The organism is Nitrospinaceae bacterium, assembly GCA_018669005.1.
Taxonomy (GTDB): Bacteria; UBA8248; UBA8248; order UBA8248; family UBA8248; genus UBA8248.
The window spans coordinates 1-11,503 of sequence record JABJAL010000093.1; the positions used below are offsets into that span (position 1 = coordinate 1).

The 11,503-nt window shown below is 52.8% G+C and carries 13 protein-coding genes and 2 tRNA genes; 3 read left to right on the forward strand and 12 right to left on the reverse strand.

Features of this window, described 5'->3' with window-relative positions; genetic code table 11:
* The first annotated feature begins 261 nt into the window (after positions 1-261).
* Positions 262-1,104, forward strand: coding sequence for a hypothetical protein (locus HOJ95_14765; protein MBT6395960.1), 843 nt, complete (start codon positions 262-264; stop codon positions 1,102-1,104).
* Positions 1,105-1,265: 161 nt separating this feature from the next.
* Entirely contained in the window at positions 1,266-2,045 is a 780-nt protein-coding gene (locus HOJ95_14770) for an aldolase (GenBank protein ID MBT6395961.1), read from the forward strand.
* A 77-nt stretch (positions 2,046-2,122) separates the two neighbouring features.
* Here HOJ95_14770 and HOJ95_14775 read toward each other — a convergent pair whose 3' ends face one another.
* Entirely contained in the window at positions 2,123-2,515 is a 393-nt protein-coding gene (locus HOJ95_14775) for a hypothetical protein (GenBank protein MBT6395962.1), read from the reverse strand.
* Positions 2,516-2,616: 101 nt separating this feature from the next.
* On the opposite strand from HOJ95_14775, the gene HOJ95_14780 reads away from it, so the two are divergent.
* Positions 2,617-3,381: an SDR family oxidoreductase gene (locus HOJ95_14780; GenBank protein ID MBT6395963.1), complete on the forward strand. Its 765-nt coding sequence runs from the start codon at positions 2,617-2,619 to the stop codon at positions 3,379-3,381.
* 19 nt (positions 3,382-3,400) lie between these two features.
* Here the strand turns inward: HOJ95_14780 and HOJ95_14785 are convergent, their stop codons facing one another.
* From HOJ95_14785 to HOJ95_14835, 11 genes are all read right to left on the reverse strand, one after another.
* Entirely contained in the window at positions 3,401-4,300 is a 900-nt protein-coding gene (locus HOJ95_14785) for an SMP-30/gluconolactonase/LRE family protein (protein MBT6395964.1), read from the reverse strand.
* Positions 4,301-4,397: 97 nt separating this feature from the next.
* Complete coding sequence (locus HOJ95_14790) at positions 4,398-4,793, reverse strand: RidA family protein (GenBank protein MBT6395965.1); 396 nt, start codon at positions 4,791-4,793, stop codon at positions 4,398-4,400.
* A 52-nt stretch (positions 4,794-4,845) separates the two neighbouring features.
* A complete protein-coding gene (locus HOJ95_14795) occupies positions 4,846-5,322 on the reverse strand; it encodes a carboxymuconolactone decarboxylase family protein (protein MBT6395966.1) in 477 nt (158 codons plus the stop codon).
* Positions 5,323-5,472: 150 nt separating this feature from the next.
* Positions 5,473-6,558 (reverse strand): response regulator, encoded by a 1,086-nt coding sequence (locus HOJ95_14800; GenBank protein MBT6395967.1) that lies wholly within the window; start codon positions 6,556-6,558, stop codon positions 5,473-5,475.
* A 251-nt stretch (positions 6,559-6,809) separates the two neighbouring features.
* Complete coding sequence (locus HOJ95_14805) at positions 6,810-7,685, reverse strand: HDOD domain-containing protein (protein ID MBT6395968.1); 876 nt, start codon at positions 7,683-7,685, stop codon at positions 6,810-6,812.
* Between the two features lie 466 nt (positions 7,686-8,151).
* Positions 8,152-8,228 (reverse strand) — tRNA-Arg (locus HOJ95_14810).
* A 70-nt stretch (positions 8,229-8,298) separates the two neighbouring features.
* Positions 8,299-8,823, reverse strand: coding sequence for an adenine phosphoribosyltransferase (locus HOJ95_14815; protein MBT6395969.1), 525 nt, complete (start codon positions 8,821-8,823; stop codon positions 8,299-8,301).
* A 35-nt stretch (positions 8,824-8,858) separates the two neighbouring features.
* Positions 8,859-9,731 (reverse strand): peptidoglycan DD-metalloendopeptidase family protein, encoded by an 873-nt coding sequence (locus HOJ95_14820; GenBank protein ID MBT6395970.1) that lies wholly within the window; start codon positions 9,729-9,731, stop codon positions 8,859-8,861.
* A gap of 113 nt (positions 9,732-9,844) precedes the next feature.
* On the reverse strand, positions 9,845-11,032 hold the full coding sequence (locus HOJ95_14825; GenBank protein ID MBT6395971.1) for an alpha/beta hydrolase: 1,188 nt from the start codon (positions 11,030-11,032) through the stop codon (positions 9,845-9,847).
* A gap of 89 nt (positions 11,033-11,121) precedes the next feature.
* Positions 11,122-11,198, reverse strand: a tRNA-Pro gene (locus HOJ95_14830).
* Positions 11,199-11,207: 9 nt separating this feature from the next.
* Positions 11,208-11,503: protein-L-isoaspartate O-methyltransferase (locus HOJ95_14835; GenBank protein MBT6395972.1), on the reverse strand; the 296-nt coding region annotated here is incomplete at its 5' end.

Genomic DNA, 11,503 nt, shown 5'->3' on the forward strand with positions numbered 1-11,503 from the left:
AATTCTTCCTGGGCAAAAGTTCGAGCCATGTCCCGGATGGCGCGTTGCTCATCGGTCAGACTGAAATCCATTTTCTCTCCTTCGATGACAATATGAATGCGTAAGACTCACTTTAGAGTGACGGGAAACCCGGCGTCAACTTCGGAGAAGAGAAAAAGCTTTGCCGACTCGGCTTGTGCTATTCGTTCAACAGGGAAAATTGCAAAAGAATCAACACATCCGTGTTCTCATAATTGCAACTATGAAGCAGGAGACCCAGGCATGAGTGCAACCGAGCGTGTGGCGAAATTTATTGTGGAAACCCGTCTAGAGAATATTCCGGACCACGTTGTAAGTGCGGCGAAAACATCGATCAAGGACACCATTTGCGTCTCCCTCGCCGCCTCGCCAGAGCCCGTGGCGGATTACATTTCTGCCTACATAAGAGGCATGTCGGAGTCAGGTCCCGCCACCGTCATCGGAAAAGGACTCAAAACCTCTCCTCCATGGGCAGCGCTCGCGAATGGAACTATCGGCCACGCACTGGACTTCGACGATACAAACTGGTCGATGCTTGGACACACCAGCGCGGCTGCTCTCCCCGCCGCCCTTGCGCAGGACGAGGCACAAGGCACCTCGGGCCGGGATATCCTTGAGGCCTACATCATCGGCTTCGAGGTCGCCTCTAAATTAGGGGGCCGGAATGCATCCCGCCATCTACGACAATGGCTGGCACCCTACATGTGTTCTGGGAACCATGGGGGCTGCCGCTGCCGTTGCTCACCTGCGCGGGATGGACTTCGAGCAAACTTCTCTAGCCCTTGGGTGTGCCGCATCACAACGGGTTTGCTATTATCGCGAAAGGACATATGTGATTTAGATAACTCCTGTTTCTCCTACTTCCTCAAATACTTCCTAAACATCGATATAGGGCCGATAGCTTTTTTTTTCTGTAATATTTCTGTTAGATTCACCCTCTTATGTCGAATCAGTATGATTATTACTACAAATTATTACTCAAAAGGTCTCGCTTTGGAGGATATTAATTGTGACCTACCAGCATGCTATCGTCATCGCCGCCGTCATAATCGCCGGCGCTATTTTTCTTTCCTCGCCTCGTTATGAGATCATTTCCACACCCACCTGGAACGTCATATGGCGCGTAAACACCCGAAGCGGTGAAACCGCCTATTGCAACCAGGGCGAGGGGTCGTGCATTAAATTGAGCGAAAAAGACATCTCAGTAGTTCGTCAAACGAAGTAAATTTCTCTTTTATGGAGACACCATGTACCCGAACATCGCTAAAGAAAAGATGGAACGCGGAGAATGCGCCTGGGGCTACGGCATCCGTTGGTTCGGCGGCGCCGAGCAGGCGCGTTTCGCCGCCAACGCCGGCTTCGACTACCTGTTCATCGATACCGAGCACTCTGCCTTCAGCACCGAGACCAGCACGGCGCTATGCCGCGCGGCCCTTTCGGCCGGCGTAACTCCCATTGTCAGGGTGTGCGGATTCGACCATCACCTTTGCACGACCCACCTCGACAACGGCGCGCAGGGTATTATTTTTCCGCACCTCGAATCCGTTGAGCAGGTCGAGCAGATTGGCAACGAGCTCTACTTCCCCCCCCGAGGAGATCGGAGCATGCCAGGCCCGCTCGCAATCAACGACTACAAGCCCATCTCGCACGAAGGACTTATCGAGGAGGGAAACAAAACGACGCTAGCGGCCGCGATGATTGAGTTGCCTGAGGCCATAGAAAAACTCGATGAATTACTCGCACCGGGCATTTTGGGAGCCGTGATGGTCGGGGCAAACGACCTTTCTACTACTCTGGGAATTCCGGCCCAGTGGGAGAACCCGAAATTCACCGAGGCGGTTGATGCTGTCGTCGCCGCTTGCAAAAAAGCGGGCGTAGCATCAGGCATCGGCGGCATGTTCGACACCGAACTGATGGCCCATTGGGTGAATGAGGGCATGACCTTCATGTATTGCCTATCGGACAGCCATAGCTTGATGGCGTATCCGACGGCGCGACTGAACGAAATCAAGGAAGCGTGCAAGTAGCAAATAACCAAAACTTGAATGTTAGAGCATAAAAAAAGCCGGGGACCCAAAGGCCCCCGGCTTTTTTGCGTTACTGCTTACTTTAAGCCAAGCTCTGCCGCCGCTTTGCGCAGGGTCGAGTCGTTGATTTTAGCCGTGGTCGTGAAGTCAGGATGCTTTTTGATCCATCCGATCTTCACCTGCTTGTCGGCCATATCGTTGAGATAGACCCGAACATCCTTCGTGAGGAAGGGGTTCACCCTCATTCGTTGGATAACGGCAAGAATTACCGGGTATTTGGCCTTCCAGCCAATCTCCTGAAGGCCCGCCGTATAAACTTTGGCGAATTTCTTGGGGTCGCTCTTCCTGAGTTCGTGCGCCTTGAGCCAGCCCTTGAAATATTTCACATAAAGGCCGGGGCTCTTTTTCAAGGTGCGAGGATTACTGACCACCATCGCGCTAACCGTGTCGTATTTGCAGAAATTCTCCAAGGTGCGAACCTTGCCCTGGCGCTCAATAATCTCTGCCTGGGGGTCAACACCAACGCCAGCGGCTGCGGTGCCCGAAACGACATCCTTGAGTTCACGGGTTGATGGCGGAAAGGCAACCGAAGGATTTTGAGGGAAAAGTCGCCATTGTCACGGGCGCGAGCCGCCGCATTGGCGCCGCCCTTGCCGAGGGTTTGGGAAGCCGTGGTGCATCCGTCGCCATTAACTATCTGAACAATAAAGAGCGGGCCGAGGAAGTTGCCGCCCGCATCGAGGCCGCCGGAGGCCGTGCGTTGCCTATCGCCGCCGATGTGCGCGATCGGGCAGCTGTGGCTCAAATGGTGGAAAAAACCGTCTCTGAGTTCGGAGGCGTAGATGTTCTCATCAACAACGCTCGCACCCCCCACCCCGTGAAGCCGATCTTGGAACTGGACTGGGAAGGAGACATGCTCTCTCAGATGCAGATTCATCTCGGCGGGGCGTTTCATTGCTGCCAGGAATCAATTCCCCACATGAAAAAACGGGGCGGCGGCGCCATCGTCAATATGCTCAGCATTTCGTTCCGGCGGGGAAACTACCGCTCCTACGCCTACGGTCCGGCCAAGGCGGCCCTCAGAAGCTTCACGATGAGCCTTGCGGCCGAGCTTGGCGGCGAGGGCATCCGCGTCAACTCGGCCTCGCCCGCCACCACCGACCCGGAAAGGCAAGACGAGGCGGCGCAAGAGCGCATGCTGGCCCAGACCCCCCTCGGGCGAATCGCCACCAGCGATGAAATCGCCGACGGGGTGATTTACCTTTGCTCGGATGAGGCACGCTACATCACCGGGATCGATCTACAGATCGCCGGCGGCCGCGACATGGCGTTTTAAGTTTCGCCGCAGATTCCTTCTAAAACATTTTCATCCCTGGCACATCCACCCGCACATGGTAGAGCGAGGTGCGCGCGTTAACGAACAGGCTCCGCATGTCCTCGCCGCCCCAGGTGAAGTTAGCGGGCGGTTCGGGAACCAAAATCACGCCAAGACAGGTGGCGTCCTGCGCGAAGACGTGAATCCCCCCCGGCCCGGTGCTGAACAGGGTACCCGCGCTATCTACCTTCATTCCATCGGCAACACCGGGGAGCTCGCCGGTGACTTCTGCCCAAACATCGCCGCCCGACACACTTCCGTCGTCGTTCACGTCAAAAACGCGGATATGGCGCTGCATTGTGTCATTGACGAATAGGCGTTTTTCATCGACCGAGAAGCAAAGACCGTTGGGCCGTTTAAAATCATCCGCGAGAAGGCTCAATTCCCCGGACGCAGGATCGATCCTGAAAACACCCTGAAAATCGAGTTCAGGATCGCGAAGCACACCGTATTCAGCCGAACGGCCCGAGGGCGGATCTGTAAAATAAATTGCGCCATCGCTTTTCACCACGATGTCGTTCGGGCTGTTGAGCTCTTTGTCCTTCCAGTGGGTGGCGAGAACCTCGGGCTCTCCCCCACCCTCGGCACGAACCACCCGGCTCGTCGCATGCTCACAGGTCACGATGCGGCCCTGACGGTCATAGGCGCTGCCGTTACCCATGTTCGATGGCTCCCGGAACACAGAAACCTCGCCGCCCCCGCTCTCGTTGGGTGTCCAGCGATACATGCGGTTGCCAAGGACGTCCGAGAATGTGAGATGATTTTCGTATGGATGCCAGATGGTCCCCTCGGTAAATACAAAATCGGTGGCCAACCGCTCCACTTTGACTTGCTTGCCGACCGCCTCGTGGAAGCGCTCGTCTCTAATCTCCGTTGTCATTTTCGTCTCCTCGCTATGGTGTAATCATGATGCATAAGATGCCATCGTCGTAGGGCTTGTGGCGAATCTTGTGCATGCACATCGTTTATATATCCCATTACGGAAGAGGCACTATGGCCTCAATCTCCACCAAAAAATCTGGATCGGCTAGCTGGGAGATGACCAGAAGCGTATTTGCGGGAGGCTCGCCCTTGAAGAACTCTTTTCTGACACCCCCCACCGCCACGCGGTCGGCCGGATTAGTGATATAGACGGTGGTTTTCGCTACATCCGCCATCCGGCCCCCAGCGCCCTCTATAACATTTTTCATGTTCTCAAGGACCTGCCTGGTCTGACCCGCCGCATCTCCTTTGCAAACAATAGTCCCGTCTTGCGCCCGAGGCGTCTGCCCGGCAACGAAGAGAGTGCGACCCGCCTCGACAATAACGCCGTGCGAATAAGTTTTGCCCACTGGCACAAAAACCTCCGGCGGCTGGTACGTCGTGCGCTTCATGCTGATCTCCTTTTAGTTGAACGTGTCAGACCTCACGCTTTGCTTTTCAAGTCTATTTCTTCTTTTTACCGCTAGCAGTCTTTGACTTGGCGGCGGTCTTTTTCTTCAGGCCTGGCGGCAGGGCGCCGGCTTTTTGGCCGCGCTTGAGCGTGGGGTAAATATCGTTGGCCACCCGGGCACACTGAAGCATATAGGGCATCCCGCAGTAGGTGGACATCTGGATGATGACCTCCATTATCTCGCGCTTGGTTGCGCCGCAATTCCAGGCCGCCTGCACATGGGTGCGAAGCTGCGGATGGGCATTCGCCATGACACAAGCCGCAACAGCACAGAGTTCACGCGTTTTCTGGGGCAACACCTTTCGGTCGTAGAGCCCGCCATAGCAAAATTCCATGAACAATTCCATGAATTCCGGATCCGCCCACCCAGCCATATCCTCAGCAATCCCCTCGGTGAACTCCTTGCTCCAGAGCATCCCACCACGCTTGAGCGCTCGGGGCGGAATCTTTATTTTCTTTTTCGGTGGCATTTTCACTCCTCGCTTAACTCTAATGAGATATTAGGATGAACAACCATAATAAAAACCCCGGCAAGATACCACGCCAGGGGTAAAATTCTCTCAAAGGAAAATCATGAATGCGGGGAAATCACGGGAAGAGGAGTTATTACAAAACCGAAACTACATACCCTCGAATTTTTTTTGAATCTTCAAGACATTTTCTTTGTTGTTCAAAAACACTTCTGCAATTTCCGGGTCGAAGTGAGATCCCATATTTTCCCCGATAATTTCGAACGCCTTTTCGCTGCTGAACGCAATTTTATAGGGCCGCACACTGGTCAGCGCATCAAAAACATCGGCAACAGCGCAAATTCTGCCCCATTGATGAATTTCATTGCCCTTGAGACCTTTGGGGTACCCGCTACCATCCCATTTTTCATGATGGGTGAGTGCAACGATCTCCCCCCCCTGAATCAGAGAGGAGGAGGACCCATTGAGTATTCGGCCACCGATGTTGACGTGCTCTTTCATGATTTCCATTTCTTTATCATCGAGCTTTCCTGGTTTGAGTAGGATGTGCTCGGGTATTCCAATTTTTCCCACGTCATGCATCGGGCTCACCGTTACAAAAATTTCTTTTTCGCGCGGAGTCAACTTGAGTCCGTCAGCCAATAAGCTGCAATAGGCGCTTACCCTGCCAATATGGGACGCCGTGTCCACGTCCTTGAATTCCGCCACAACCGCAAGATGGGAAATCGTTTCGATATAGGCTTGCTGGGTGCCTCGATGGGCATTAGCAAGCTCTTTCACCGATGCCCGAAGTGCCTCGGTTTTATGCTCCACCTCTTCCTCAAGATGGTTTTGGTGCTCCTTCAGGGCATCGAGCGCATATTTTTTTAATAAATGCGCCTCCAGGCGAACCTGAATCTCGGTCAGATCCAGTGGTTTTGAAATAAAATCGTCCGCACCCGCCTGGACAGCCCGAATCCGATCCTCATGATTGCCCGAGGCCGTCATCATAATTATGGGAATATCGTTATTGATCGTCTCGTTTTGGCGTATTTTTCGGGCGACGTCGAAGCCGTCCATACCTTCCATATAAATATCGAGCAACACCAGGTCGATATCGAGATTCATAAGGGCAATCGCCTCTATGCCGTCCGATGCGACTTCTACCAGATGTCCAATGGACTTTAGAAGCGTTTCGAGTAATTTGCGGATATGCTCATCGTCGTCAACGATAAGTATTCTTTTTTTTCTATCCATCTAGCGTTTTGCATCCTGAAATTTCCGGAGGGTTAATACAATGACTATGTATAATTAATCCGGAAGATTGATTGAAGGGCCACGAATGTCGACCACATTAAACCAAATCGATAAAAGAAATGCTACTCATTCGGGCATATTAACTTTATGAATTTCGATAGATTTACGAAAATTTCACGAAAAAAATATCGAAATACAATATCCTACATTGTGGATAATCTTGGCTGGACTAAGTGCGGAGGAGTTTTCAGTTAATGGCTCAGAAAAGTTTTTAGGTCTCGTATTTCGGCTCCGAGTTTGGGAAAGATGTCCTCTATTTCCTCATGAGAGAGTTCAAAAGGTATCCTGCCCTCCTCCCCGAGCAATTCAAGGAAATTCGAATCGAATATCCCCATCTCGTGTATGTGAGCAATTACATCCGCCAAACTTGCGATGTGGGCCAGATCGCCTCCGGAGGGCGCAGCATCGGGGTTGTGATGGAACCCTATCGCGTCGGCCAACTCTTCGGGAAAATTCCACTTCAGGGCCAGCGTGCGGCCAATTTGACTATGATCGAAACCGAATGCCTCGTTTTCCATCTCATGGTGGCCTGGGAGCACGTCCCACGCGTGCTCGCTCGCCATTTCGCCTGCCTCCATCTCGCCAGGAAAACGCCTGACGAGGTTGTCCATCACTAGTTTTCCGATATCGTGCATCAATCCCGCTGCAAATGCCGATACACTCTTTTCGGGATATCTCTTCTCAGCAATAAATCCTGCTGCAAACGCTGTAGTAACGGAGTGAAGCCAGGCGTTATCGGCTGAGATGCCGTAGCCGGGATAACTTTGGCGAATAGTTCCAGACGAGGAGCATAAAAGAGCGATTTCTCTAATCCTCTTATCCCCCAAAAGCCCTACGGCAACGTTTAAATTAGAAATGGGCTTGCTCATGCCGTAATAGGCCGAATTAATTGTCTGAAGCACCCTTGCCGCTATTGTCTGGTCCGAGGACAGACAGCGTAGAAGATCTCCGCGACTCGAAAATTCACTCGCCGTAATCTGCAAAATCTTGAAAACCACACTGGATATTGCCGGAATCGCCTCGATTTCATCCAGAGCACGCTCATAGAAATTTTCCACACGCTCCATTGTAGCTCCCTCCAACCACAACAAAGAAACATAAACACAAAACGTTTATTTAATTTATTTACAAATGCTTACCTGCATACAATCAATGTATTGTCAGCAATTTTTCCAATAAGCACGAGACAGCCTCCTAGAAAATTAGCCTCGGCGATTTCCCCTTCGATCTCTCATGATCAACTCCAGCGATCTGACATAACTCACTATATTTAATATTCTTAACGGATTAAGACATAAACACTTTAAAGAAAATCGCATAAGTGCCTAGAAACATTTGCCTTGTCGATTCTCAATACAATGGCTGGATTTAAAAATAACCGATAAAGATAAATAATACAATCGGATAAATCTAATTAGTTAAGGTTTAATTTCTATTCAATCTTCGGGGATAAATTTGATAAAACAAGACAACTTAGAAGCTAGAAGCCCTGGGAGCCCTAGCATAGGTAGCTGACTGACCTAATTGAATAAATGGTGCCCCCTGGGTGACTCGAACACCCGGCCTCCGGATTAGGAATCCGATGCTCTATCCAACTGAGCTAAAGGGGCATTAGGGAATGATTATTATTTCGAAGCAGCGGGCAATCGTCTATGCACTCCATTCTATCCTGCTTCAGAATTAATACTGAATCAGGGAGTGTAGCGGGTAATTCGGTATCTTTTCGCGGCCATTGAGAAATGAAAGCTCGATATAGAAGCACATCCCTATAATTTTGCCGCCGAGCCGCTCGATGAGACTCGCGCAGGCCTGAGCAGTCCCGCCTGTTGCCAAGATATCGTCGGCAATGAGGACTCTCATACCAGGCTCGATGGCGTCTTTATGAATTTCGAGCGAATCTTCCCCATATTCGAGTTCATATGTCTCGGCCTCGGTCTGCCAGGGAAGCTTGCCCGGCTTTCGGATGAGAACGAACCCGGCGCCCAGTTTGTAGGCCAGCGGCGCAGCAATAATAAATCCTCTCGCCTCGGCGCCCACAACGATATCCACGCCCTCGCTCATGTACTTATCGGCCAGCAAATCAACTGATTTTTGAAATGCCTTAGGATCCTTGAGCATGGGGGTGATGTCTTTAAAAATAATTCCTTCTTTCGGAAAGTTTGGCACGTCCCGAATATGACGAATCAGATCGTCTGCCTCGCTCATGGTTTCTCCTACTTCTGAAATATTGTCCGGCAATTTTACGGGAGGTAACTTAACGGATTGCGCGGTTTCGTGCGATAGCGAATCTCGAAATGAAGGCGAGCGCTCTGGACAGCGCCCGTGCTGCCAAGGCGGGCGATGGGCGCACCACGAACCACCTGCTCGCCTGGCTTCACCAAATTCACCTCGTTGTGAGAATAAACCGAATGATACGCCCCGCCCTTGTGGCGAATGATAACTGTTCTTCCGGTTCCGCCGGGGCCCCAGTTGCTGAAAATAACACGCCCCCCCGCCGCCGCTCGAATGGTCGTTAATCTGGGGGCCCCGATATCAATGCCGTCGGATTTCACCCCGCGCCGCGTGCCAAAGCGCCTGAGCACCTTCCCCTTGAGCGGCCATTTGAATTTGACGGCCCCTTTTCTGCCGGGCCCCCGAACAAGACTCCGGCCTTTATCGCTATTTTTAGGGGCTGCCCAGCGAGGTCTAATCCGAGGAGGCCTGCTTCGGGGAGGAGCCACTCGCCTCCGCTTTTTTGCGTGGACTGTCTTCCAAGCACCCGGAATGAAAATCCGGACGCCCGCGATGAGTCGATCTGGGTTGGAGATACCATTCAGGACGGCAATTTGCTCAATATCCATCCTGTAGTCCCTGGAAATGCGCCATAGGGTCTCGCCGCGCCGAACCGTGTGATAAACCCCTCTCCGCCTTGGGCTCGAATCCTCGGAGGAGCGATAAAACCCACATCCACCCAGCAGCACAAGCAGCAACACCCACGACACAATTCTCAGAGGAGAGAAACCCTGCAAATCCCTCGCACCGCTCTTGGCTATGGCGCAATACACCTCTGCGGCAGGGCGCTTATTTTCCTTGCAGGGATCAGGGGCCCCGATGGCGGCAATCCAAGTCTTCACTTTCAGCTTTCCCCGGGCGGAGAAAGGCCGAATCAGGGCTTTGCGGGAGCCCTGCTTAGCAAACAGTATTTTACGGACACAACCCTTCAGGTCAAGGACGCTCCACCAGCAACCTAAAAGGGGTCTTCCACACTCGTGCGCTTATCGTGTCCGGTGGGCAACCCGTTATTGAGCGAGTCGAGCATCCAGTCGGCGATGGCCGGGTACATGTCGGCCGCCACCTCGCCCATGGGGTGAAAAACCCCCTCGTAGAGCCATAGCTCCTTGGGACATGTGAGGGTATTCATGAAAATATCAATATCATCGGGCGCACAAAGCTCGTCCATGTCGCCCGCGACAAGCAGATAATTGGCTTTGAGTTTTTTTGCCGTGTCGAGCCAGCCGCCGTCGCGCACCTCGATAAATTCATCGAATTCCGCCTCGTCGTAAATGTTGGACATGTACATATAGATACGCCGGAAGTTGGGCTGGGCCTGATTGAAGATAATGTCCGAGGGCCCAACGTTCGCCATCTGGCCGATGACGGTATTCACCCGGTCATCATGCGCCCCGATCTCGACTCCCCAGCGGCTGCCCATACTCATACCAAATAGGCCAATTTTCGAGCTGTCCACCTCGCCTCTTTCACATAGAAAATCGATGACTCGGCTGGCAGCTCGTGCATAGTTGTCCTGATCAACCCAGACTTCATTAATGTTGCACTCGCCCTGCCCGGGCCCGTCCATGACGCAGACGTTCATCCCGCGAGCATGAAACACATTGTTCCAGGGGTTGAGGCCATCCTCCTTGACCATGTCCATGCCGGGGATAATCAAGACAGTTGGTTTGGGGCCCTCGCCTGGCGCCGGATAGTAGAGGAAATAGGTTTTCTTGCCGGGATCGAACTCAACTTCATGCTTTTCGATCCCGCCGCCGTGAAGCTCACACATTTTGCCATAGCAGCGGCTAAGACCTGCGTAATATTCTTCTTTTTTCGGGTGCCCGACCACGGGGATAAGATGCTGCGCGCGGCCATAGCACAGGGCCGCGCGCTGAAAATGCTGGACAGCGGTAACCTTGCGCCCTTTGGCTAGGGCTTCTGTCGCCTTTTTTTCCTGCACGCCGGCCTGCCGCGCCCATGCCTTCGGGAACGAGCGTCGGCCCGTCACTCGGCTATAGACCGCCTGGAGATCCATGTGGCGGAAACCCCGCTCGTAGCGGGTCCCCATAATGCCCGGATGCAATACATCCTCATTGTCTGAGAGTTTAAGAAAGTTATCGAAAATCCAGTTTTGATGCGCTCTTGAAGGTTGTTTTCTCATTTGATGAATAATCTCCCCATATGGAAAAGAACGCGCCGGCTCGCCAGCGTCAAGAAAAAAGCTGGCCGAAGCCAGCCTTTTTAGATAATTGGTCGGGGCGAGAGGATTTGAACCTCCGGCCTCCTGCTCCCGAAGCAGGCGCGCTACCAAGCTGCGCTACGCCCCGATTAAATTTTCAGGCGTTCTCACTCCAGCCATGGCGGCCGATGAGCTTAACGAACACACATTTCACAATTTCCTCGGGCTCTCTAAATTTCCCGTCCTGCCCTTTTACGTACCGGACAAGTGTTTGGCTCTTCTCGCCGCCCAGGGGCATTACCAGGCGCCCGCCCGGCTTGAGTTGATCCAGCCATGGAGAGGGCGGCTCAAGCGCCGAGGCTGCCGAGACAATGGCATCGTAGGGCGCCTCATCCTCCCACCCAAAAGTGCCATCTACGGCTCTTAGGAGGAAATTCGTGTAGCCCAGCTTCT

Excerpts from the sequence above, each read along its gene's own strand:
- HOJ95_14765 (MBT6395960.1), top strand. The coding sequence starts at position 262 with ATGAGTGCAACCGAGCGTGTGGCGAAATTTATTGTGGAAACCCGTCTA.
- HOJ95_14770 (MBT6395961.1), top strand. The coding sequence starts at position 1,266 with ATGTACCCGAACATCGCTAAAGAAAAGATGGAACGCGGAGAATGCGCC.
- HOJ95_14780 (MBT6395963.1), top strand. The coding sequence starts at position 2,617 with ATGGCGGAAAGGCAACCGAAGGATTTTGAGGGAAAAGTCGCCATTGTC.
- HOJ95_14785 (MBT6395964.1), bottom strand. The coding sequence starts at position 4,300 with ATGACAACGGAGATTAGAGACGAGCGCTTCCACGAGGCGGTCGGCAAG.
- HOJ95_14790 (MBT6395965.1), bottom strand. The coding sequence starts at position 4,793 with ATGAAGCGCACGACGTACCAGCCGCCGGAGGTTTTTGTGCCAGTGGGC.
- HOJ95_14795 (MBT6395966.1), bottom strand. The coding sequence starts at position 5,322 with ATGCCACCGAAAAAGAAAATAAAGATTCCGCCCCGAGCGCTCAAGCGT.
- HOJ95_14800 (MBT6395967.1), bottom strand. The coding sequence starts at position 6,558 with ATGGATAGAAAAAAAAGAATACTTATCGTTGACGACGATGAGCATATC.
- HOJ95_14805 (MBT6395968.1), bottom strand. The coding sequence starts at position 7,685 with ATGGAGCGTGTGGAAAATTTCTATGAGCGTGCTCTGGATGAAATCGAG.
- HOJ95_14815 (MBT6395969.1), bottom strand. The coding sequence starts at position 8,823 with ATGAGCGAGGCAGACGATCTGATTCGTCATATTCGGGACGTGCCAAAC.
- HOJ95_14825 (MBT6395971.1), bottom strand. The coding sequence starts at position 11,032 with ATGAGAAAACAACCTTCAAGAGCGCATCAAAACTGGATTTTCGATAAC.